Here is a 24997-nt window from a genome sequence, read left to right as displayed (position 1 = left end):
GTGTCACCACCTGGTCGTCGCCGGTGCGCTTGGCACCGGCCGCGATCCCGTTCTCAGCCGTCGACGCGCCCGCTGTGTCCCCCGGCCGGCCCGGACGCTCCCGTGCGGACTCGCGGGGAGGCCGGTTCCGGCGGGGCGCCCGGGGGTACGGGTGACGGATGCGCGGTGGACGCGGGCGCGGACGGCACCGGCTTCGGGCTCCGCTCCGACCGTCCACGCTTCGGACCCCGCCTTCGCTCTCGCGTCGGTGCGCGGCTCGGCCCCGAACTCTGTCTCCACGGGCCCCAGCGTGAACACGACTCCCGGATGGTCCCCGGCCCGGGCCGTCTCGTCCGGGAGCTCGTCGCGCACCACGGCCACCACGGCCACCCGGCGGAGCATCCACCAGACCCACCTCCCGGCGTCCTGACGGTTCGTCAGTCGATGCGAACACCGTAGGGCCCGCACACGGACCCCCGCAGCCGAAAGGTGACTTCGACCCGGTGGGTCCGGCCGGCTCGGGGTCGGCGCGCCGATTCGCGGGCGGGCGGGCCCGCGCGGGGCGAGGCGCCACCGCGCGGCCGCCGTACGCCCGCGAACCGCCCGGCGACGGCGGCCGGGGCGGCACTCCGGTCCGATCGGGCCCGACCTGCCGTCGGGGTGGCCGGAAGTGAATGTTCCGGTCCGAATTGACGGCGTACTGTCGTATGGTCTTAGCGCCGTGGGCGATCAAACCCTTGATCCCGTCGACGGCGTCGCCCTAGGATCCAGATGAAATATCACATGGCAATGGAGCCGTCGTGGGGGATCACAACGTTCCGAGCCGGGGTACCGCCACGAGCGCCCTGCCCAGGCCGTTCTACTGGCTCGCCGTCGGGGACGCCGTCTCCAGCTACGGCAGCCAGCTCAACATGGTCGCGCTCAGCCTCTTCGCCTACGAGGCCGCGGGCAACGCCCTCGGCACGGCCGGGTATCTGACGCTGCGTCTCCTCGGCGGCTTCGGCGCCGGCATGCTCGCCGGGCGCGTCGTCGGCCGCCTCGACCGCCGTCTGCTGATGGTCGGCTGCGCCTTCACGCAGGCCACCGGCCTGGTGGCGCTCGCGATCGTCCCCGACCACCTGCGGATCCCGGTGCTCTACCCGCTGGCCCTGCTCTTCGGCGCGGCCGGCACGCTCAGCGCCGTCGCACTGCGCAGCAGCGTGCCCGAGATGGTCGGCCCGGACCATCGGGCCCGCGCCAACGGCGTGCTGGTGACCGGGCGTTCGACGGCGATGGTGCTCGGGTTCGCCTCCGCCGGCGTGCTGGTCGCCTGGGCCGGATTCCAGGCCGCGCTGCTGACCGACGCGGCCAGCTTCCTCGTGTTCGGCACGGTCGTGCTGCGGCTGCCGCTGCGCACCCGGGCCGCGCGTGACGCCGGGTCCGGGGAGGCGGCGGCAGCGGAGCCGCGCGGGCGGTTCGCCGGGCTGGTGCTGCTGCGCGCCCTGCCGGTGATCGGCGCGATGGTCGCCATCCGGCTGGTCGACGCGTTCGGCTCGGCCGCGCACAACATCGGCCTGCCGGTGTTCGCCACCCGGACGTCGCCGGACAACCCGGCCGCGGTGCTGGGCCTGTTCTGGGCCACCTGGGCGGTCGGCAGTCTGGGGGCCCACCAGTTGGTCTCCCGACTGCTGGTCAAACGCGGCCGGGAGCCCGGCGAACGGGCCTTCGCGGTGGGCACCGCGATGATGTCGGCCTGCTTCATCCTCGCTTTCACCGGGCTGCCGACCCCGCTCTTCCTCGTCGTCGCGCTCGGCGCCGGGCTCGCGGACGGCTTCACCGAGATCTCCTACACCACCCGGATCCAGGCGGTCGACGACGACCGGCGCGGTCAGGCGTTCGGGCTGGTGGCCAGTGCCGAGAGTCTCGGCATGGGCGTCGGCATGCTGCTCAGCGCCGGACTGATGGAGCGGTTCAGTCCGCTCACGGTGGTCGGCTTCTCGCACGCCGTGCCGATCGCGCTGGCCGCCGGGTTCCTGCTGATGGTGGGGATCGGTGCCCGCCGGCGGCGCGGACCGGCCGCGGTGCCCGTGCCCGCCGACAGTTAGCCGGCGGGCACCGTCTCCGGCGCCCTGCTCCACTCGCTGCCCCACTCCCTGTTCCACCTCGTGTTCCGCCTCCTGTTCCGCCTCCTGTTCCACTCCCTGCGGCACACCCGCCGCCGGTGCACCCCTGCCCGCCCTCAGCACCTCCGCTCCCCCGGCTCCCCCGCCGTGCCTGGTTCCCGCCGTACCTCGTTCCCGCCCGCAGAGCCCAGGAAGGTACCACCCGTATGAGCGTCCACGGCCCCGACCGCCCCCGACTCGACGCGGTGGAGGGCCGACTGCTGCAGCACGCCGGCCTGGCCGACTGCGCCCTCGTCCCCGGCGGTGCGCAGGGCGGTGCCGAGCTGGTCGCCTACCTGGTGCCCGCCGACGACCGGGACCGGTCCGGGCTGCGCCGCTGGGCCGCTGCGCAGTTACTGGAGGACGCCCCCGGTGCCGAGATCCGCCTGGTGGACGGCATCCCGCGCACCGCCGACGGCGCGCCGGACGCCGCCGCCCTGGCCGCCGCCCGCGATCCGCACGAGCACCCCCGGCCCACCCGCCAGCACCTGAGCCGACTCTCCGGCCGGTGGAGCCCGTTCGGTTCCGGTACTCCGGCCGCCCCCACCCCGGGGCCCGCCCCTTCCCCCGGGTCCGGGGCGGAGCCGGGGGTGGTCTCCGGCGCGCCGGCCGTCGCGGTCGGGCCTCCCCTGCCGGCGCTGCCCGACGGCCCCGCCGACCTGCCCGGCGCGCTGCTGCGCGCCGCCCGGCTCCACCCCGAGCGCGGCCTGCACCTGGTGCGCGCCGACGGCGGCACCACCACCCTGCGCTACCCCGAGCTGCTGGACCGGGCGCTGCGCGTGCTCGGCACCCTCACCGCCGCGGGCCTGCGCCCGGGCGATCGCGCGATCCTCCAAGTCCCCGACCCGGAGCACTACTTCCCCGCCCTGTGGGCCTGCCTGCTGGGCGGCGTGCTGCCCGTCACGGTGGCCCGCCCGCCCGGCTACGACCACCCGGGCCCGGTGCTGGAGAAGCTGGTCAACGCGTGGGAGACGCTGGAGCACCCGCCCGTGCTGGCCGCCGGTGAGGCGGTGGCCGGGCTCGCGGGCATCGGCGCTCTCCACCCGCAGGCGGCCGGGCTGCGGGTGGTGCCGGTCGACCGCTCCGCCGCGCAACCGCCCGCCGCACCGCACGGCGCGAGCGGGGACGTCGCGATCCTGCAGCTGTCCTCCGGCTCCACCGGGCGGTCCAAGGCGATCCAGATCAGCCACCGGGGCATCCTGGAGTACGTCGCGGGGGCGTACGAAGAGGGCTTCGCGCCCGGTGACGCGACCGTGAACTGGCTGCCGCTCGACCATGTCGCGGGGCTGCTGATGTTCCACCTGCGGGACGTCGTGGCAGCCTGCGACCAGACCCACATCCCCACCGAACTCGTCCTCGCCGAACCGCTGTTGTGGCTGGACACGCTGGAGCGCCGGCGCGCCGCGCACTCCTGGTCGCCCAACTTCGGCTACCGCCTGGTCGCGGAGGCGCTGCGGTCCGCCCCCGAGCGGCGCTGGGACCTCTCGGCCGTCAAGTCCCTGATCAACGCGGGCGAGCAGTGCACCGAGAGCGTCGCCGACGAGTTCCTGGCCCGGCTGGCCCCCTCGGGGCTGCGGCCCGAACACCTGCTGCTCGGCTGGGGCATGGCCGAGACCTGCACCGTCATCACCTACAAGCGCTACGGCGAGGCCGGCGCCGTGCAGGTCCTGGCCACCGACTCGCTCACCGGAGACCTGCGGCCGCTGCCCGAGGGTTCGGCCGAGCCCGCCACCCGCTTCCTCTCGATGGGCCGACCGGCCGCCGGGGCGCGGCTGCGGGTCGCCGACGACCGGGGCACCGTGCTGCCCGAGCTGCGGATCGGGCGCCTGCAGATCTCCTCCGGCCGGGTGACCCCCGGCTACCTGAACAACCCGCAGGCGGACCGCGAATCCGCCACCGCCGACGGCTGGTTCGACACCGGGGACCTCGCCTACCTGCGCGACGGGGAGGTGATCCTCACCGGCCGCCGCAAGGAGATCATCATCATCAACGGCGTCCACCACTTCTGCCACGACCTGGAGGACGTGGTCTCCGCCGTCGACGGGGTGCTCTCCGGCCACGTCGCCGCGTGCGGCGTGCCCGACGAGCGCAGCGGCAGCGAGCAGTTGGCGGTCTTCTTCGTGCCCGCCCCGGAGGCGGGCGAGCCACACCGGGTGGCCGGCGCCGTGCGGGCCGCGCTGGCCGAACGGTTCGGGCTCTCTGCCGCGCTGGTGCTCCCGGTGCCGGCCGCCGACTTCCCCCGCACCACCAGCGGCAAGATCCAACGCACCGCGATCCGCGCCCGGTTACTCGACGGGGACCTCGACGCGCTGGTCGCCCGGCTGGACCTCGCCGAGGGCAACGCCCGCACGCTGCCGGACATCGTGCGCCGTCCGGCCTGGGAGCCCAGGCCCGCGCCGGCCGCCCCTGCCCCGGCGCCGCCGGGGAGCGTCCTGCTGCTCGGTCCCGTCGGGCCCGGCACCCTGTCGGACGCGCTGGCCGCCCTGCTGCCGGGCGCCGTCCAGGCGTCGCAGGCGGACTCCTACGCCCGGCTCGGCGACGGCTACGCACTCGACCAGCGGCGCTCCGAGAGCTGGCCACGGCTGCTGGACGACCTGGAGGCCGCGGGCCGCCGCCCGCAGCGGGTCCTGCACCTGTGGGCGCAGGCCGCCGAGCCCGACGAGGTGCTGTGCGGCGAGGCCCTGCTCGGCCTGGCCCGCGCGCTCGCCCACCGCTACGGCGGCAGCGGCCCGAGCACCGCCGGCGGATCGAGCACCCTCGGCGGACGGAGCGCCGCCGGCGGCCCGGACGCCCTCGGCAGCCCGGGCGGCGTCGAGCTCACCACCGTCAGCGCCGGCCTGCACGCCCTCGCCGACGGTGACGTGCCGCGCCCGGCCGCCGCGCTGACCGCTGCCCTCACCGCCGGGGTCCGGGCCGAGCAGCTGCTCGCCGGTGCCCGCCACCTCGACCTGCCCGCCGGGGCGCCGCCGGACCCGCAGGCCGTGCTGGCCTTCCTCGCCGACCCGCGGCGCGAACCGGAGGCGGCCTGGCGCGACGGGCGCGCGTACGTTCCCCGGCTCGGCCCGCTCGCCCCGCCGGACGACACCGCACCGCCCTGCACGCTGCTCTCCCCCGGGGCCCGCTGGCTGGTGACCGGCGGGCTGGGCGGGCTCGCCGGCGAGCTGCTCCCGGAGCTGCTCCGCCGGTACGGCCCGCACCTCCTGCTCGTCGGCCGCACCGACCCGTACGCGGACGGGCCGGAGCCGGCCCGGCGGCGCGCCGCGCTGGAGCGGCTGGTGCGGGCCGGCGGCCGGGTCGAGTACCGGACGGTGGACGTCACGGACCGACGGGCCCTGGCGGCCGCCGTCGCCGAGGCCGAACAGGCTTGGGGCGCACCGCTGGAGGGCGTCCTGCACCTGGCCGGCGACTACCGGATCGGGCTGCTGGAGGAGCTGGGGCCGGAGCGCTGGGAACAGGCCGTCGGGGCCAAGACCGCGGGCACCGACGCGCTGGCCGAGCTGGTGGCGGCCCGCCCCGGCGCCCAGTTCGTCGGCTACTCCTCGATGATCGGCTTCCAGGAGGTCGTCGGCTCGGCCGGGTACGCGGCCGCCAACCGCTACCTGGAGGCGGCGGTCGAGCGGCTGCGCCGGGAGCACCGGGTGCCCGCCTGGACGGTCTCGTGGGGCCTGTGGCGCGGGGTCGGGATGAACCGCGAGACCTCCCACGACGAGGCCGCCGCCGAGCGCGGGATCGCCGTGCTCGACGCCGCGCAGGGCCGGCAGCTGGCCACCGCGCTGCTGGCCGCCCCGCCCGGTCACTACTACGCCGGTCCCGACACCACCCGCCCCGCCGCCCGGCGCCGACTGCTGGCGGACGAGCCGCGGCTGGTCGCCGAGGCGGACGAGCCGCCCGCCGCCGTGACCGCCCGCCGACCCGTCGCGGCGGCGCCCGCGCCGACCGAGCTGCGCCGCGCCGTGCTGGACACCTTCGAGGCCGTCCTCGGCGAGCCGGTCGACCCCGGTCGGGCGTTCCACGAACTCGGCCTCGGATCCGTGCAGTTGATGCGGGTCCACGCCGCGCTGGCGGCCGGCCCCGCGCCGGGGCTCGGGCAGACCGCGCTGTTCCGCCACCCCACCGTGGACGCGCTCGCGGCCCACCTGGCCGGCGATCCCCAGGAGCAGGTCCGGACCGCCCCCGACGCGGCGACGGTGGTTCCCGCCGACCGGCGGGTGGCGGTGATCGGCCTGGCACTGCGCCTGCCCGGCGCGGACACCCCCGAGCAGTACTGGCGCAACATCGTGGACGGCGTGGTCAGCACCACCCGGTACACCACCGACCAGCTCGCCGCCGCGGGCATCCGCCCCGAGGAGTACACCCACCCCGACTTCGTCCCGGTCACCGCGCCGATCGCCGACATCGGCCACTTCGACGCCGAGGCCTTCGGGATCAGCGCCGCCGAGGCCGCCCTGATGGACCCCCAGCAGCGGCTGCTGCTGGAGACCTGCGCCCGGGCCCTGGACGACGGCGGCTACGGCGACACCGCACCCGACACCCGGGTCGGCGTCTTCGCCGGCACCGGCATGACGCTGTACTCGCTGCGCACCTACCTCCAGCACGCCGTCGGCACGGCCGCCGACCCGGCACAGCCCGTCGAGGCGCTGCAGGTCGCGATCGGCAACCAGGCCGACTTCGCCGCCACCCGGGTCGCCTACCGGCTCGGCCTCACCGGGCCCGCCGTCGGCGTGCAGACCGCCTGCTCCACCTCGCTGGTCGCCGTCCACCTGGCCGTCCAGTCACTGCTGACCGGCGACAGCGACCTCGCCCTCGCCGGAGCCGCCGCCCTGCACATCCCGCAGGCCGCCGGCTACCGCTACCAGGAGGGCTCGATCCTGGCGCCCGACGGCGTCTGCCGGGCCTTCGACGAGCGGGCCGGCGGCACCGTCGGCGGCAACGGCGTCGCCGCAGTCCTGCTCAAGCGCCTCGACCGGGCGCTGGCCGACGGCGACACCGTGCACGCCGTCATCCTCGGCTCCGCCGTCAACAACGACGGCGCGGGCAAGGTCGGCTACACCGCGCCCAGCGTCGACGGCCAGGCCGCCGTGGTCGGCCGGGCCCTGGACGTGGCGGGCGTGCCGGCCGACAGCATCGGCTACATCGAGGCGCACGGCACCGGCACCCCGCTCGGCGACCCGATCGAGGTCCAGGCCCTCACCCGCGCCTACCGGGCCCGCACCGAGGCGGTGGGCTTCTGCGCCCTCGGCTCGGTCAAGCCGAACATCGGCCACCTGGACACCTGCGCGGGGATGGCGGGTCTGATCAAGGCCGTCCTCGCGCTGCGCCACCGGGCGATCCCCCCGGTGGCCCACCTGACCCGGCCCAACCCGGCCCTGGGCCTGGCCGGCAGTCCCTTCGTGCTCCCCACCGGGGCCACGGACTGGCCCGCCGGGGACGCCCCGCGCCGGGCCGGGGTCAGCGCGCTGGGCGTCGGCGGCACCAACGCCCACCTGGTCCTGGAGGAGGCACCGGTGGCCCTGGCGGCGGCACCGGCGGCCACCGGCGCCGCCGAGCCGCCGGTGGCCCTGCTGCCGCTGTCCGCCCGCAACCCGCAGGCGCTCGCCGAACTCGCGGCCGCCGTGCTCGACCGACTGCGCGGCGAGGACGCGCCGCGCCCGGCCGACCTGCTGCTCACCCTCGGCGCGGGACGCCGCCCGCTGCGCCACCGGCTCGCCGTCACCGGCGCCGGGCCCGCCGAACTCGCCGAGACGCTCGCCGCGTTCGTCGGCGGACGCGCCACCGGACCGGCGCACTCGGCCCGGGACGCCGGGCGCGGCGCACCGGCGCCCGTCCTGCTGTACACCGGGCAGGGTGCGCAGTACCGGGGCATGGCCGCCGGGCTGTACCAGGCGTACCCGGTGTTCCGGGAGGTGCTGGAGACCTGCGACCGGCTGCACCGCGAGGCCTGGGGAGAGGCGCTGCTGCCCCTGCTGCTGGAGCCGGCCGCCGAGGGCGAGGCGCAGGCCTGGAGCACCGAGGCCGCGCAGCCGGCGCTGTTCGCCGTGCAGGCCGCCTACACCGCGCTGTGGGAGGAGTTCGGGCTGCGGCCGGCGGCGGTCGCCGGGCACAGCGCGGGCGAGTACGCGGCGGCGTACGCGGCCGGGGCGTTCTCGCTGGCCGACGGGCTCTTCCTGGCGGGGGTGCGCGGACGGCTGATGCACCGTTCGACCGAGCCCGGGGCGATGACGGTGGCCGGCGCGTCCGCCGAACGGCTGGGCTCGCTCGCCGAGTGGCTGCCCGGGGTGGACCTCGCCGTGGTGAACGGGGCCGGGCAGTGCGTGCTGGCGGGGCGGCCGGGGGACGTGGCCGCGGCGGAGGCGGTGCTGGCCCTGGAGGGGGTGGAGACCGAGCGGCTGGCCACCGACCGGGCGTTCCACTCCCGGCTGATGGACCCGGTGCTGGAGCCCTTCCGGGGCCGACTGGAACAGCTCGCCCTCCGCCCGTTGCGGGTACCGCTGGTGAGCAACCTCGACGGCGTGGTGCTGGCGCCCGGCACGGTGCCCGACCCCGGGCACTTCGTCCGCCAGACCCGGGAGACCGCGCGCTTCGACCGGGTGCTCGCGACGCTGGACGGGCTCGGCCACGGGCTGTTCCTGGAGGTCGGCCCGCACCACACGCTGAGCGGGCTGGGCCGGCGCGAACTCCCGCAGGCCGTGTTCGTGCCGAGCGGCCGGCGCGGGCGCGGGCCGGAGCGCCAACTGCTCACCGCGCTCGGCACGCTGTGGACGCACGGGGTGCCGGTGGACTGGGCGGCGGCCGCGGCCGGCCGGCAGTGGCCGGACGGGCCCGCTCGGCGCGTACCGCTGCCGGGGCGGCCGTTCCACCGCACGTACCACTGGTTCACGGCGCCCGGCAGCGGCGCCGGGGCCGTCCCGCCGCCGCCGGGGGCCGGGACCCGTCCGGGCGCCGGAGCCCGGACCGAGGCCGCCCCCGGCCCCGTACCCGTACTCGTGCCCGCACCCGTACTCATGCCCGCACCCGTGGCCGAAGCCGACCGCACCGTTCTGGAGGAGCCCCTCATGACCGACACCCCCGTGCCGGACCCGGTGGAGCAGGCGGCCGTCCTGGTCCTGAGCCGGGTCGTCGCGCAGACCGCGCGTCAACTCGGCGTCGCCGAGGAGGCGGTGGGCGCCGAGGACCCCTTCTTCGACCTCGGGGCCGACTCGCTGTCGATGATCAACATGATCCGGGACCTGGAGCGGGCGTTCGGCGTACGGGTCCCGATGCGTGAACTGTTCGAGGACGCGGACACCCCGGCGCGGCTGGCCGGGCTGATCACGGGGCGGATGAGCGCCGAGGCGCTGGCGGGCCTGGTGCCCGCACCGACCCCGGTACCGGCGCCCGTCGCGGCTCCGGCCGTGGAGCCGGCCACCGTTCCGGCCGCCGTTCCGGCCGCGGCGGTGGTGCCGGCGATACCCGAGCCGGTCGCCGCACCCGCTCCGGTGCCCGTGCAGGCCGCCACCGTCGGCCCGGCCCCCGTCGGCCCCGTCGCCGTACCCGCCGGGCCGACCGTCGCCGCGCCGGCCGCACCGGCGCCGCACGCCGCCGTCGTGCCCGTCGCCGCCTCGGCACCCGGCGAGGCCGGCTCGGTGATCGAGCGCCAGCTCGCCCTGATGGGCCAGTTCTCCCAGCTGATGACCGACCAGCTCGGTCTGCTCGCCGGCACCCCCGCGGCGCCGGCCCTCCCCCTCGCAGCGGCTCTCCCGGCCGCACCGGCCCTCCCCGCCGCTGCCGTGTCGGAGCAACCCGTCGCGGCGCAGCCCGCACCGGCGCCCGTCGCCACCGCCACCACCACCGCCACCGCCACCGCCCAGCCCGCACCCTCCGCCGCCGCGCCGCAGGTGCACGGCCCGCGCGTCACGGTGTCCCGGGACTCCGGGATGTCCGGCGGCGGCCTGACCGCCGAACAGCGCCGCCACATGGACGAGCTGGTGGAGCGCTTCACCGCCCGCACCGCCGCCTCCAAAGCCCTCACCCAGCGCCACCGCCGAGTGCTCGCCGACAGCCGGGCCGTGGTCGGCTTCCGGTCGGCGACCAAGGAGATGCTCTACCCGCTCGCCGCCCGCCGCGCACAGGGCTCGCGCCTGGAGGACGTCGACGGCAACTCCTACGTCGACATCACGATGGGCTTCGGGGTGCTGCTCTTCGGCCACGAACCCGCCTTCGTGCAGGACGCCGTCCGCGAGCACCTGGCCGGCGGACTGCGGCTGGGCCCGCGCGGCGAGGAGACCGGCGAGGCGGCCGAGCTGCTGGCGGAGCTGACCGGCACCGAGCGCGTCGCGTTCGCCAACTCCGGGACGGAGGCCAACGCGGGAGCGATCCGGCTCGCCCGGGCGTACACCGGGCGGGACAAGATCGTGATGTTCGAGGGCTCGTACCACGGGCACTTCGACAACACGCTGGGCCGAGCGGTGGGCCACGGGGCCGACCGCGAGACGGTGCCCGTCTCGATCGGCATTCCCGGCAGCGCGGTCGCCGACCTGGTCGTCCTCCCCTACGGGGACCCGGAGAGCCTGCGGGTCATCGACGAGCTGGGCGACCGGATCGCCGCCGTGCTCGTCGAGCCGGTGCAGAGCCGCCACCCCTCGCGGCAGCCGGCCGAGTTCGTGCGCGGGCTGCGCGAACTCACCACCCGCCGCGGCATCGTGCTGATCTTCGACGAGATGCTCACCGGCTTCCGTCCGCACCTGCGCGGCGCCCGCGGCTTCTGGGGCGTGGAGCCGGACCTCTCGACGTACGGGAAGGTCCTCGGCGGCGGCTTCCCGATCGGCGCCATCGCGGGGCGGGCCGCCCTGATGGACGGGATCGACGGCGGCTTCTGGCAGTACGGGGACGCCAGTTACCCGCCGAACGACACCACCTTCTTCGGCGGCACCTACATCCAGCACCCGCTGTCGATGGCCGCCTGCCGCGCCGTGCTGCGGCACTTCAAGGAGCAGGGGCCGGGCCTTCAGGAGCGGCTGAACGCCCGTACCGGGGAGCTGGCCGCCGGCCTCAACAGCTTCTTCGACGAGGAGGAGTTCCCGCTCCGGCTGGCGCACTTCGGCTCGCTCTTCCGCTTCGAGCCGCGCGCGGACATGGAGCTGCTCTTCCACCACCTGCTGGTCAAGGGCGTGTTCGTCTGGGAGTGGCGCAACTTCTTCCTCTCCACCGCGCACTCCGACGGCGACGTGGAGTTCGTGGCCGACGCCGTCCGGTCGTCCCTGCGGGACATGCGGCGCGGCGGCTTCTTCCCGTCCACGCGCTCGTTCGCCGTCCCGTCCGTCCCCGCGTCGCGCCGCGAGCAGTCGGCGCCGGAGGCCCGGCCGGAGCCGCACGCACCGGCCCAGGCACCGACGCCCGTACCCACGCCCGCACCGGCATCAGCACCGGCACCCGCACCCGCACCCGCACCCGCACCCGCACCGGCCGGTGATCCGGACCGCAAGGTCGACTTCAGTCTCTACTTCTTCGGCGACTACCCGCTCGACACCCGGCCCGAGGACCGCTACCGGATCGTCCTGGAGAGCGCCCGGTTCGCGGACCGCAACGGCTTCCACGCCGTCTGGCTGCCCGAGCGGCACTTCCACTCCTTCGGCGGCATCTTCCCCAACCCCTCGGTGCTGGCCGCCGCCCTGGCCCGGGAGACCGAGCGCGTCCGGCTGAACGCGGGCTGCGCCGTGCTGCCGCTGCACCACCCCGTCCGGGTCGCCGAGGAGTGGTCGGTGGTCGACAACCTGTCCGGCGGGCGGGTCGGCCTCGGCTGCGCCAGCGGCTGGCACCCCAACGACTTCCTCTTCTTCCCCGACCGCTACGGCACCCACAAGAAGCTGATGCACCAGCAGGTCGACACGATCCGGGCGCTGTGGCGCGGCGAGCCCTACCGGGGCCGCAGCGGCAACGGCGAGGAGATCGAGGTGCACCTGCACCCGCGGCCGCTCCAGGAGCTGCCGCCGATGTACACGGCGATCGTCGGCAACCCGGACAGCTTCCGCGAGGCCGCCCGCCACGACCTCGGCGTGATCACCAACCTGATGACCCAGAACGTCGAGGAACTGGCCGCCAACGTCGCCCTCTACCGGCGCACCCGGGCCGAACACGGTCTGGACCCCGAGGCCGGACGGGTCGTGGTGCTGGTGCACACCTACCTCGGCGCCGACCTCGCCACCGCCCGCGAGCAGGCCTACCGCCCGTTCTGCAACTACCTGCGCTCCTCGCTCTCCCTCTTCGGGCAGGTCGCCAACAGCCTCGGCCTCACCCTGGACTACGAGAACACCCCTGAGGAGGACCTGGAGTTCATCCTGGAGCGCGCCTACGAGCGGTACTGCGCCTCGCGGGCGCTGATCGGCACCCCCGAGAGCGTGCAGACCGTGCTGGACTCGCTGCGCGCCGCCGGCGCCGACGAGATCGCCGCCTTCGTCGACTTCGGCCTCTCTCCCGAGCTGGTCGCCACCGGCCTGCCGCACCTGGACGAGCTGCGCCGCACCGCCCAGCAGCCGCGCGAGCGGCGCGCGCCGCTGTCGTACGCCCAGCAGCGGATGTGGTTCCTGCACCGGATGCTGCCCGACAGCTCCCGCTACAACGAGGTCAAGGCGATCGCGCTGGACGGTCCGCTCGACCACCGCGCGCTGGACGGCGCCCTGCAGGCCCTGGCCGAACGGCACCCGGCCCTGCGCACCGTCTTCCGCGAGCAGGACGGCGAGCCGTACCAGGTGGTGCTGCCTGCCGCCGGCGCACCGCTGGAGGTCGAGGACGCCCCGGCCGGGCAGGACGGCGAGGAGGCCGTCCGCGCGCTGGTCGCCGAGGAGGGCGCCCACCGCTTCGACCTGGCCGCCGGACCGCTGCTGCGCACCCGGCTGCTGCGCCTGGGCGAGGAGCGCCACGTGCTCGTCCTCGCCATGCACCACATCGTCATCGACACCCTCTCCGCCGTGGTGATCACCCGTGAGCTGGGCGAGCTCTACCGGGCCGCGCAGTCGGGCCGCCGTGCGGAGCTGCCGCAACTTCCCACCACTTACGCCGAGTTCGCAGCCCGGGAGCGGGCGCTGGTGGCCGAGGGCGCGCACACCGCGAGCCTGGAGCACTGGCGGACGGTCCTCGGCGGCGAGCTGCCGGTGCTGGCCCTGCCCACCGACCGGCCGCGCCCGGCCCTGCCGGACGGCCGGGGCCGCGCCTTCGTCCGCCTGCTGGACGGCGAACTCTCCGGCCGGGTGAGGGAGCTGGCCCGGTCCCGGCGCTCCACGCTGTTCATGGTGCTGCTCACCGCGTTCGCCGGCGTGCTGCACCGCTTCAGCGGCCAGGACGAGATCGTGCTCGGCACACCCGTCGCCAACCGCGACGAGGGCGCCGAGGACCTGGTGGGCTTCTTCGTCAACACCCTCGCCCTGCGCCTCGACCTCTCCGGGGAACCGGACTTCGAGGCGCTGCTCGCCCACGTGCGGAGCACCGCGCTGGACGCCTACGAGCACCAGCAGCTCCCGTTCGAGGTGCTGGTGCAGGAGTTGAACCCGACCCGCGACACCAGTCGCAACCCGCTCTTCCAGGTGATGGTGGAGTTCGAGAACCACGCGCTCTTCGAACTCGACCTGCCGGGCATCGAGGCCCGCCCGCTCGACGACGTCGTCGACAAGGCCGGCTTCGATCTCACCCTCTTCCTCACCAACCTGCCCGAGGGCATCCGCTGCCATGTCGAGTACGCCACCGCACTGTTCGACCAGGAGACCGTCGAGCGCCTGCTGACCGCCTTCGAGCAGCTGCTCGCCGCCGCCGTCACCGACCCCGCCCGGCCGGTCGCCGAGCTGCTGCCCGGCGGCAGCGAGACGGCCACCCCCGCCCTGACCGGCACCGCACCTCTGCGCGAGCGGCTGGCCCGCACCGCGGCCGAGCACCCCGACCGCACCGCCGTCCTCACCCCGGACGGCACCTCCGTCAGCTACCGTGAAGTCACGGACCGGGCCGAACAGTTGGCGGCGCGCCTGGCCGCCGCCGGAGTCACCGCCGGCACCCCCGTCGCCACCCTGCTGCCCCGCTCCACCGACCAGGTGGCCGCGCTGCTCGCCGTGATCCGCCTGGGCGCGGTCCACGTGCCGATCGACCCGGTGCACGGTGCCGAGCGCTGCCGGCTGATCGCCACCGACAGCGGCTCACCCCTCCTGCTCACCCGCACCGGCACCGACCGCCTCGGCATCACCCTGCCCGCCGTCCTGGCCGACGACGACAGCCCGGTGCCGCCCGCACCGGCCGCCGTCGACCCCGACCCCGAGTCGCCCGCGTACTGCCTCTACACCTCCGGCACCACCGGCCGGCCCAAGGGCGTCCTGATGCCCTACCGCGGCCTGCAGTCACTGGTCGACTGGAACACCGACCAGCACGGCCCGCTGCGCACCCTGCAGTACGCCTCCTGCGGGTTCGACGTCTCCGTCCAGGAGGTCCTCACCGCCCTCACCGGCGGCGGCACGATCGTCCTCGTCGACGAGGAGACCCGCTACGACGCCCACGCGCTGGCCGAGTACCTCCGGCACACCCGCACCGAGCGCATCCACCTCCCCCAGACCACGCTGACCAGCCTGCTCGGCGCCCTGGCCGAGGCCCCGGTGCCCGACCTGCGCGAGATCGTCTCCGGCGGCGAGCAGCTGCTCCTCACCCCGGCGCTGCGCGCGTTCCTGCGCGACAACCCGCAGTGCCGGCTGTTCAACCACTACGGGCCCACCGAGACCCACGCGATGACCAGCATCCAGCTGTCCGCCGACGGCCCCGACCACGCCCCGATCGGCCGGCCGGTGCCCGGCAGCCGCGTCCAACTGCTCGACCCGCAGGGCCGTCCGGTGCCGGCCGGCGCGGTCGGCGAGATCCACATCCTCGGCGACTCGGTCGGCCTCGGCTACCTGAACCGCCCCGAGGAGACCGCCGCCGCCTTCGTCCCCACCCCCCAGGGCCTGCGCTACCGCAGCGGCGACCTGGGCCGGCTGCGGCCCGACGGCGCACTGGACTTCCTCGGCCGGATCGACGAGCAGGTGAAGATCCGCGGCTACCGGATCGAACCCGGCGAGGTCGAGAACGTGCTGCGCACCGTCCCCGGAGTGCGGGGCGCCGCCGTCGCCGCGCAGCACGGCCCGCAGGGCACGGCCCTCGCCGCGTACGTCGTGCTCGCCGAGACGGCGGACCTCACCGGGCGCACGGACGGCGGACCGGCCTCCGACGCCGGGCTCGCCCTGGTGCGCGACGAACTCGCCGACCGGCTGCCCGAGCACATGGTGCCCCGGCTCTGGGCCCGCGTGGACCACGTGCCGCTGACCCGCAACGGCAAGCTCGACCGCGCCGCGCTGCCGCCGGCCGTACCGATCGGGGCCGCCGCCGACGCCGCCCCCGCCACCGCGCTGGAGCAGCTCCTCCAGCGTCTCTGGGCCAAGGAGTTGGACGTCCCGGCCCCCGGCGTGGAGACCTCCTTCTTCGATCTGGGCGGGCACTCGCTGGCCGCCACCCGACTGCTCAACCTGGTCCGCGAGGAGACCGGACTGGAGATCGGCATCCTCGACTTCTTCCGCCGCCCCACCATCCGCGGCATGGCCGACCGTGCCCGCACCGCCGAGCCGGCCGAGACCTTCGAGCGAGGGACGCTGTGACCACCATGCCTCCGGTACCCGCCGTGCCTCCCGTGCCCGCCGCGACCGCCGTGACTCCTGCGACCGAGGCCTGGAAGCAGCTCGTCGGGCTGCTGGACGAACGGGAGATCGTCCTCTCCACCGAGGGCGACCGGCTGGACTACCTCGCCCCGCCCGGGGCGATGGACGCCCACCTCGTCGCCCTGGTCAAGGGGGAACGGCAGCGGCTGCTCGCCGCCCTGACCGGCGACGGCGCCGCCGAGGCCGCCGCGCCGGCCGGCATCGCGCAGGCCCGGATGTACCGCAGCCACGCCCGGGTGGCCGACCCGAGCCTGTGGAACATCACCCAGCGGATCACCCTGCGCGGCCCGCTCGACCCCGACCGCCTGCAGCGGGCCCTCACCGCCCTGACGGCCCGCCACCGCAGCCTGCGCACCCGCTACACACCCACCGACCTCGGCCTGCTCCAGCAGGTGCTGCCCGCCCCCGAAGCCCTGCCGCTGCCGGTCGTCGCGGTGGGCGACAGCGGGGAGGCGGTGAGCGACAGCGGGGAGGCGGTTGCCGCAGCCACCCGAGAGGAGGCCGCCACCCCGTTCGACCTCGGCGCGCCACCCCTGCTGCGGGCCCGGCTGCTGCAACTGGCCCCCGAACACCACGTGCTCCTTCTGACGATCCATCACATCGTGCTGGACGGCTGGTCGCTGGCCACCCTGCTGGCCGACCTCGGCGCGCTGTACGGGGACCACCTGGCGGTGCTGCCCGAGCCGGGGTCGATGATCGAACACGCGTGCTGGGAACGGACGGTGGTGACCCGCGAGGCGATCCGCCGGGCCACCGCCCGCTACGCCGAGCGCCTCACCGGACTGCAGCTCACGGTGCCACTGCCCACCGACCGCCCCCGCCCGGAGCGGCGCTCCGGACACGGCGGCGTGCTGCACTTCACGCTGACGCCCGAACTCACCTCAGCGCTGAACCGTTGCGCGGCCCGCCGTTCGACCACCCCGGCGGCCGTGGTCCTGGCCGCCCTGGGCGATCTGCTGGGTGAACTCACCGGTGACGAGGAGACCTTGGTGATGCTCTCGACCGCCAACCGGCGGCGCCGGGAGCACGAGGGGCTGGTCGGGCTGCTCACCACCAACCTGCCGGTCCGGCTGCCCAACCGCGCGCCGGGCGGCTTCGCCGCCCTGATCGACCGGGCGGGCGAGGCCCTGGCGACCACCCTCGACCAGGCGGACGTCCCGTTCGGTCTGGTCACGGAGGACCTGCGGGCGCTGGGGCTGGACCTTCCCCCGTCCTTCCCGCAGGTCCTGCTGGCCGTGCAGACCACCCCGGCGCCGGTCCTGGAGCTGACCGGCCTGGACGTCCGGGTCGAGGACGTCCCGGGCAGCAGCGCGCGGTCGGACCTGCTGCTCATGCTCACCCCCGAGGGGGGCGGCCTGGCGGGCCTGGCCGAGTACGACGCCGACCTCTTCGACGAGGCCACCGTCCGCGGCTGGCTGGACCGCCTGGTGCGGCGGCTGGCCGAGGAGGTGCCGCCGCTGGCGTGACGCCCGCGAGGTCCGGCCCGCCCTTCGGGGCCGGACCTCGTCGGGTACCGCCGAGGCCTCACCGGGTACCGCCCGAGCCTGCTCGGGCCGGATCCCTACGCGCGGTCGGCCGGGGTCCGCATGCCCCCGGCCTGGAGCCCCTCGGGCCGGCCGGCCGACCGGCACCCCGGGGCGCAGCCGGGAGCCGCGAGGAGTGGCCCCGGTCACGGTCGGACGGGCGGTCAGGCGGGCGGTCAGGCGGGCACGGCCCAGACCTGGTTGGCGTAGCCGTTGCAGTCCCAGATCACGATCTGGCCCCCGTTGGTGGTGGAGAAGCCCAGGTCGTCCAGGCAGCGGCCGGACATCGGGTTGTACAGCGAGCCGTCGGGCCGGGGCTGCCACTGCTGGGCGCCGCTGCCGTTGCAGTCGTAGAGCTGCACCGGGGTGCCCGTGGCACCGTTGCCGCCCTTGACGTCCAGGCACTTGCCGAGCGCGCGGACGGTGCCGTCGACGGCGACCTTCCACGTCTGGGCGGTGTTGCCGAGGCAGTCCCAGATCTGCACGGGGGTGCCGTTGGTGGTGTTGCCGTCCTTCACGCCCACGCACTTGTTCCCGTAGCCGACGATCGGCCCGACCGGGCCGGCCGGGACCGCCGGGCCGAACGAGATGCCGAACCACGACGGCATCGCCATGCCGAAGCACCCCGCGGTGGTGCTGGTGTTGCCGGTGACCCAGCCCATGTTCCACGCTGACGTGTAGCTGGGGACCCCTGAGCTGTCGTAGGTCACGCACCACCCCCCGAGGACCCAGGTCTGCATCGGGTCGATGCCCGAACAGGTGCCGCGGTAGCCGGCGCCGTAAGGACTGACGGTGCACTTGTCGGCCGGGGCGGGGCCCGGCGCGACCGGCGTGGCCTGGGTGCCGGCGGTCAGTGCGGATGTTGCGGACGTTGCGGACGTTGCGGATGTTGCGGACGGCGCGACCTCTGCGGCGCCGGCGGCGGGCGCGATGAGCGCGGCGGCTCCGGCGAGCAGGGCGGTGGCGAACAGGGCGGCGGTGCGACGCATCGAAAGGTCCTTCCGGAGACGGGAAGCCGGGCAACCCGCCTGCCGGAAACCGTGATGACGGTGCGACAGTTGTGCGGGCCGCGTGAAAGCGTCGGGGGATGTATGGCCACGGTCAACCACGCGGGTCGACGATCACGCCAACGGTCCGTCCACGGACGGGGGTTGGTACGAACGGGCGGGCGGGAACGTCAGCAGGCGGGAGTCCCGGGCGATCCGTCCGGAAAGCACCCGGCCCGCCGGCCGACCAACCGCCCGGCCGCCGCGGGGAAGGCCGATCTCGGCTACCTGTTCCTGCCGGAGGCATGGGGAATCGGGTACGCCGCCGAGGCGTGCACGGCGGCACTCGGCTGGTTCGCCGGCGCGCTCCCCGGCGAACCGGTGGTGCTCACCACCCAGAGCGCCAACGTCGCCCCGATGCGTCTCGCGGTGAAACGGGGGTTCACCGTGGTCGAGCGGTTCGAGGCCTGGGACGCCGAGCAGTGGCTCGGCATGCGGCCCCCGGTCACGCCGTCCGGGTGAGTCCGCGAGGCGACCGCCGGGCCTGGCCGTCCGGTGCCGGAACGGCCCCCGCACCCGTGCGGTCCCGCGTCAGCGCAGCCGACAGACACGGAACCGGATACCGGCCGCGCTCAACCGGCCGATGAGCGCGTCACCCATCGCCGCCGCCGGTGTGACCTGCCCCGACGTCCGGGGCAGGTCGTCCAGCGCCAGGCACAGCGATGCCTGCGCGAGCATCTTCGCCGTCTCCCCGTACCCGGGATCGCCGCCCGAGACCTCCGTGAAGACCTGCCGTCCGCCGCCCTCCCCCACGAACCGCACCCGGAACCAGCTCCGGGCCCGCCGCTCCTGGCTCGGCCCGCGTCCCGACGCGTACCGAGCCGCCAACCAGGAACGGGCGGCGGGGACTTGAGCGGCCGCCACGAGCGCCCCGGCCCCGACCGACCCCGCCAGCGCCATCGGCAAGGTCTTCACCGACGCGAAGTGCCGGTAACGGAAGTCGGGCCCGTACCGCTCCAGCGCAGCGGCCGAACGCCCCACGACCAGCGGGTCGATCGTGGGCAGCGGCAACGCCCACGCCCCGGTGGACCGGCTGAAGTGCGGCCCCCCGAGGGGCGTACGGACCGAGCGCCCGACGAGTGGTGGCTCGGCCGGCCGCCGCTCGCGCGCCGCGGCCGCCGCCTGCGACCGACGCCCCATGACGGTCAGGGCCGAAGCCAGCGTGCCGCCGGAGATCATCCCACTGGCCCGCACGAAGCCGTCGATCGTCAACGGCACGCCCTCCGGCAGCTGCTGAACCGTGAAGTACGCGCCCAGATCGTGCGGCAGCGAGTCGAAGCCGCAGGCGTGCACGATCCGCGCACCCGTCTGCGCGGCCCGCGCTCCGTGACGGAGGAACATCCGGTCGACGAACTCCGGCTCACCCGTGAGATCGGTGTAGTCCGTCCCCGCCCGGGCACACGCCGCGACCAGCTCCTCCCCGTACCAGCAGTACGGTCCCACCGTCGACGCCACCACGTGCGCGGACTCGGCGAGCGCCCGCATCGCGGCCGGATCACCCGCGTCCGCAGTCACCAACCCGAGCCCGGCCGCCCGCTCGGGACATCGGACGGCCAACTCCTCGCGAAGCCGCTCCAGCTTCTCCCGGCTGCGCCCCGCGAGCGCCAGCCGGCAGTCCTGCGGAGCGTGCGCGAGCAGGTACTCGGCGGTGAGCCGCCCGACGAACCCCGTCGCGCCGAACAGGGCGACGTCGTAGGGCCGCTGGGACCGCGGGCTTCGCGTCATGCCGTCTCCTCTTACCGGATGGTCGAACGCGTCCCTCGCCTCCGCGGCGCGGCGGCGAGGACACCCCGGCAGTATTACCCACGCGTAGCTTTCCAGCCAGCGCCCGGACCGCCGCACGGACCACCGCACAGACCGCTGCGACAGGCGGGCGCGACAGGGCGGTGCGGCGGGCGCGACAGTCGGTGCGGCGGCCGCGCACGGGGCGGCCGCCGCTGCCCTGTCACCAGCGGTCGTGGACCAGCGGGCGGATGCGGTCGTCGTAGAGGCCGCGGATCGCGGCGAGGGTGGCGTCCGGGAGCGGGGGAAGGTCTGCGGCGGCCGCGTTGGCGGCGGCCTGGGCGGGGTTGCGGGCCCCCGGGATGACGGTGGTGACGCCCGGCTGCTGGATGATCCAGCGCAGGGCCGTCTGGGCCGGCGTGGCTTCGCCGGAGCTGAGCTCGGCGAAGGCCGCGGCCGCCTCGACGCCGGTCCCGAAGTCGACCCCGGAGAAGGTCTCGCCCTGGTCGAACGCCTCACCGTGGCGGTTGTAGGTGCGGTGGTCGTCCGCGGCGAACCGGGTCTGCGCCGTGTACCTGCCCGAGAGCAGGCCGGAGGCCAGCGGAACCCTCGCCAGGACGGCGACCCCGGCGGCGGCCGCCGCCGGCAGCACCCGCTCCAGCGGCTTCAGACGGAACGCGTTGAGGATGATCTGCACACTCGCCACCCCGGGGCGGGCGATCGCGGTCAGCGCCTCTGCGCAGGTCTCCACGCTGACCCCGTACGCGGCGATGCGCTGCTCCCCGACCAGGGTGTCGAGGGCGTCGAAGACCTCGTCACTGGAGTACACCGGTGTGGGCGGGCAGTGCAGCTGCACCAGGTCCAGCCGCTCGACGCCCAGGTTGTCCCGTGAACGGTCCGCCCAGGAGCGGAAGTTCGCGAGGTTGTAGTGCTCCGGGCGCTGCTCGGCCCGACGGCCGAACTTGGTGGCGACGAACACCTCCGCGTCCGGGCGGCCCTTCAGGTAGCGGCCGATGAGCTGCTCGCTGCGACCGTCACCGTAGACGTCGGCGGTGTCGAAGAGGGTGACGCCGGCCTCGACCGAGGCGTCCAGCACCGCCAGGGCGTCCTCCTCCCGGACCTCGCCCCAGTCCGCGCCGAGTTGCCAGGTACCGAGTCCCACCACCGAAACGGGTCGCCCGGTGCGACCCAGTACACGCTGTTCCATGGGCCGACCCTCTCACAGCGCGGTCCGGCAGACCCCTCGGCGCGCCCTCCGACCACAGCGCCCGCACCGAGCCGGGCCGCTCCCGGCACACGCCGTCGCCCCACGGACGCGGCCCGCCGGCCTCCCTCCCCCTCCCTCCTCCGCTCCTGGTGCGCGGAGCACAGCACGGCGGCCCGCCGGCGGATGGCCGGCGGGCCGCTTCGTGCGGTGCTGCGGTAGCGCGATGGTGCGGTGCTGCGGGTGCTGCGGGTGCTGCGGGTGCTGCGGGTGTTACTTGAGGCCGTTGTGAATCGCGTTCACCAGCTCGCCGTTGGCGGTGTCACCGCTGAACTCCCAGAAGAAGGCGCCGCGCAGGTTCTGGTCCTTGGTCCACGCCATCTTGGAGCCGATGGTGGCCGGGGTGTCGTAGCTCCACCAGTTGGTGCCGCAGTGGGCGTAGGCGGTGCCGGCCACCGTGCCGGTCGCGGGGCAGGTGTTCTTGAGGACCTTGTAGTCCTCGATGCCGGTCTCGTAGGTGCCGGCCGCCGCGCCGGTGGCGGTGCCGCCCGGGGCGGACTGGGTCACGCCGGCCCAGCCCCGGCCGTAGAAGCCGATGCCCAGCAGGAGCTTGCTGGCGGGCACGCCGATCGTCTTGTACTTGGCGATGGCGTCGGCCGAGTTGAAGCCGGCCTTCGGGATGCCGTTGTAGGTGGTGAGCGGGGAGTGCGGGGCCGTCGGGCCCTTCGCCGCCCAGGCGCCGAAGAAGTCGTACGTCATGACGTTGAACCAGTCGAGGTACGGGGCACCGGCGGCGTAGTCGGCCTTGTCGATGTTGCCGCCCTGCGAGGCGTCGGCGGAGACGGCCACGGTGACGAGGTCGTTGCCGAACTCGGTGCGCATCGCCTGGACCATCTTCTTGAACGAGTCGGCGCCGCTGGTGTCGCAGGTCAGGCCGCAGGCGTTCGGGTACTCCCAGTCGAGGTCGATGCCGTCGAAGACGTCGGCCCAGCGCGGGTCCTCGACCAGGTCGTGGCAGGACTTGGCGAACGCGGCCGGGTTCTGCACCGCCTGGCCGAAGCCGCCGGACCAGGTCCAGCCGCCGAAGGACCAGATCACCTTGATGTGCGGGTAGAGGCGCTTGAGCTCGCGCAGCTGGTTGAAGCTGCCGCGCAGCGGCTGGTCCCAGGTGTCCGCGACGCCGTCGACCGACAGGTCGGCGGTGTAGGTGCGCTCGTAGTCGGCGTAGGCGTCGCCGATGGTGCACTTGCCGTTCTGGACGTTGCCGAAGGCGTAGTTGATGTGGGTGATCTTCGCGGCGGAGCCGGAGGTCACCAGGTTCTTCACGTGGTAGTTGCGGCCGTAGACGCCCCAGTTGGTGAAGTACCCGAGCTTGACCTTGTCGCCGGTGACGACGTCGCCGCCGGTGGTGCGCACGGTGCCGGGCTCGCTGGCGGGGCCGGTCAGGTCCGCGGTGTCGCGGGCGACGACGGTGTAGGTGTAGCTGGTGCCCGCGGTGAGGTTGGTGTCGCTGTAGCTGAGGCCGGTCACCGTGGCGACCTTGGTGCCGTTTCGCAGGACGTCGTAGTTCTTGACGCCGGTGTCGTCGGTGGCGGCGGTCCACGACACCTTCAGCGAGGTGTCGGTGATGTCGGAGCCGACCGGGGTGCCGGGCGCGGAGGGCGCCTGGTTGCCGGGCAGGTCGGTGCCGTCACAGGAGGCGCCGTTGAGCTTGCAGCCGCTGGGGGCGCCCGAGCCGGCGCCGTTGAAGCCGAAGGTCACGGAGGCACCGGGGGCGAGGGTGCCGTTCCAGCCCTTGTCCTTGGCGGTCCAGTGGGTGCCGGAGCTGGTGACCGTGGCGTCCCAGGCGGAGGCGACGCTCGTGCCGGCCGGGAAGTCCCACTCGATGGTCCAGGACGTGAGCGTGGTCGTGCCGGTGTTCTTCACCGTCCACTTGCCGTCGAACCCGGCGCCCCAGTCGGAGCCCTTCGCGAACGTGGCGGTCGCCGAGGTGGCGGCCTGGGCGGGGGTGGACAGGCCGACGACCGCGACCAGCGGCAGGGCGAGCGCGGTCAGGCCGGCCGCGGCGACTCTCAACCTCTTTTTGGACATGACGAAGCGAGTGCTCAAGACGGGGCTCCTCGATGTGGGGGCGGACAGGGGTGGGGAGTCCGTGACCGCACGCTGCGCGACGTCCTTCGCAGCGTGCTCCCGCGAGACTAGAAAGGTCCAGACCAACCCGTCAAGAGGTCCAGACCAGTTTTCCTTTACCTGATCTTTGCCGACAGGAGCGCTGCCAGGTCCGTCCCCTGACGACCCGTCCGGGCACGCCGCCGAGGCGACGGCGACGGCAGGAAGCGGCCACACCGTACGCAGGCGCACCGCCGCCGCAGACCCGGAACCGGATCCTCCTGATCAGCGGTCGGCCGGGGTGCACCGGCCGAAGCCGCGCGCAGCGGCGGCGGACAGTTCGGCCGCGTAGTCGGGCAGGTCGAGGCTGCTGACCTCCCGCCCCTTCTCCAGCATCTTGTCGAGGATCCAGCGCCGGTTCAGCAGCCCGTTGCGCACCCGCAGCCCGGTCGCGGTGCCGGGCGCCAGGAAGGGCCCGGTGCGGTCACCGCCCTTCTGGCAGCCCCGGGCGTAGTCGCGCAGGGCGTGCTCGTAGCGGGCGAACGCGGTGCGGTGGTCGCCACGGGCCCGGGCCAGCTCGCCGGCCAGGACGTAGGCCGCCACCACGGCGGTGCCGGTGCCCATTCCGCCGATGGTGGCTCCGCAGGCCGCGTCGCCGAGCAGGGCGATCCGTCCGGTGGACCAGGTGGGGACGTCGGCCCGGCTGATCGAGTCGAAGTACAGCTCGGGCGCCTGCCCCAGGCTCTCCAGCAGCCGGGGCACCTCCCAGCCCAGGCCCGCGAAGGCCTCCCGGACCAACGCCTTCTGCTGCGCCACGTCATGGCGGTCGTAGCGGAGTTCGGCCGAGGCGAAGAGGAAGAAGGCACCCGCTCGATCCGGGTCGCGATGGTCGGCGCCGACTGCGGCAAGCCGGCCGGGGACGTTGAGGCCGACCGAACCCGGCGGGAAGCCCCGGTAGTTGGGCAGCTGCCAGGTGGCCGCGTAGTAGCCGAGGTGGCGGACGTAGCGCTCCTCCGGACCGAAGGCCAGCCTGCGGACGTTGGAGTGCAGTCCGTCGGCGCCGATCACCAGGTCGAACTCGCGTGGCGCGCCGTGCCGGAAGGTCACACGGACGCCGCCGGACGTCTCCTCCAGGGCGGCGATCGAGTCACCGAAGAGGTACCGGGCGCGCGGGAGGCTGCGCCGGTACAGCGCCTGGGCGAGCTCCCCGCGCGGGACTTCGACGTCCCCGCCCGCGAAGTCGGCGGGCAGGTGGAGGAGTCGGCGGCCGTGCCGGTCGACGAAGGTCATCGGGCTGCCGCCGGTGCCGAGCGCGCGCAGCTCGTCGAGCACGCCCATCCGCTCCAGGACGGTCAGGTGGGTGTCACCGCGGAAGTCGACCGCCTGGCCGCCCCCGCGCAGGGCGGGGGCCAGCTCGACGACGGTGACCTCGAAGCCGTACCGCCCCAGCCAGTAGGCCAGTGCGGGGCCGGCGATGCTCGCACCCGAGATCAGGACCTTGGCGCTCACGCGAACCACTCCTTCGAAGCCGTCGATTAACTGTGTCCCTAGGACACTGTTTATTGCTGTGTACCGTAGA

The 24997-nt window shown here is 74.8% G+C and carries 9 protein-coding genes and 1 pseudogene; 4 read left to right on the top strand and 6 right to left on the bottom strand.

The features are described 5' to 3' along the window. Nucleotides 1-3: 3 nt before the first annotated feature. Nucleotides 4-381 (bottom strand): trypco2 family protein, encoded by a 378-nt coding sequence (locus AC067J_RS24120; RefSeq protein ID WP_478302386.1) that lies wholly within the window; start codon nucleotides 379-381, stop codon nucleotides 4-6. 398 nt (nucleotides 382-779) lie between these two features. Between AC067J_RS24120 and AC067J_RS24115 the strand changes: the two genes are divergently transcribed. From AC067J_RS24115 to AC067J_RS24105, 3 genes are all read left to right on the top strand, one after another. Further along, the gene (locus AC067J_RS24115) at nucleotides 780-2063 is read left to right on the top strand and encodes an MFS transporter (RefSeq protein WP_478302384.1); all 1284 of its coding nucleotides are present in this window, start codon (nucleotides 780-782) and stop codon (nucleotides 2061-2063) included. 224 nt (nucleotides 2064-2287) lie between these two features. Then, nucleotides 2288-15754, top strand: coding sequence for a MupA/Atu3671 family FMN-dependent luciferase-like monooxygenase (locus AC067J_RS24110; protein ID WP_478302382.1), 13467 nt, complete (start codon nucleotides 2288-2290; stop codon nucleotides 15752-15754). A 23-nt stretch (nucleotides 15755-15777) separates the two neighbouring features. Continuing rightward, nucleotides 15778-17280: a condensation domain-containing protein gene (locus tag AC067J_RS24105; protein WP_478302381.1), complete on the top strand. Its 1503-nt coding sequence runs from the start codon at nucleotides 15778-15780 to the stop codon at nucleotides 17278-17280. A 233-nt stretch (nucleotides 17281-17513) separates the two neighbouring features. Here the strand turns inward: AC067J_RS24105 and AC067J_RS24100 are convergent, their stop codons facing one another. Further along, entirely contained in the window at nucleotides 17514-18326 is an 813-nt protein-coding gene (locus tag AC067J_RS24100; protein ID WP_478302379.1) for a ricin-type beta-trefoil lectin domain protein, read from the bottom strand. 234 nt (nucleotides 18327-18560) lie between these two features. Between AC067J_RS24100 and AC067J_RS24095 the strand changes: the two are divergent. Continuing rightward, nucleotides 18561-18845: pseudogene (locus tag AC067J_RS24095) on the top strand (GNAT family N-acetyltransferase); the annotation flags it as partial. A 69-nt stretch (nucleotides 18846-18914) separates the two neighbouring features. Here AC067J_RS24095 and AC067J_RS24090 read toward each other — a convergent pair. From AC067J_RS24090 to AC067J_RS24075, 4 genes are all read right to left on the bottom strand, one after another. Continuing rightward, nucleotides 18915-20108: a saccharopine dehydrogenase family protein gene (locus AC067J_RS24090; RefSeq protein WP_478302377.1), complete on the bottom strand. Its 1194-nt coding sequence runs from the start codon at nucleotides 20106-20108 to the stop codon at nucleotides 18915-18917. 220 nt (nucleotides 20109-20328) lie between these two features. Next, on the bottom strand, nucleotides 20329-21312 hold the full coding sequence (locus tag AC067J_RS24085) for an aldo/keto reductase (RefSeq protein WP_478302375.1): 984 nt from the start codon (nucleotides 21310-21312) through the stop codon (nucleotides 20329-20331). A 270-nt stretch (nucleotides 21313-21582) separates the two neighbouring features. Then, the gene (locus AC067J_RS24080) at nucleotides 21583-23400 is read right to left on the bottom strand and encodes a glycosyl hydrolase family 18 protein (protein ID WP_478302529.1); all 1818 of its coding nucleotides are present in this window, start codon (nucleotides 23398-23400) and stop codon (nucleotides 21583-21585) included. 303 nt (nucleotides 23401-23703) lie between these two features. Next, nucleotides 23704-24927 (bottom strand): FAD-dependent monooxygenase, encoded by a 1224-nt coding sequence (locus AC067J_RS24075; protein ID WP_478302373.1) that lies wholly within the window; start codon nucleotides 24925-24927, stop codon nucleotides 23704-23706. Between the last annotated feature and the right edge of the window lie 70 nt (nucleotides 24928-24997).

This window comes from Kitasatospora sp. NPDC042419 (assembly GCF_056437345.1).
This window is presented reverse-complemented; position numbering and strand designations above follow the sequence as displayed.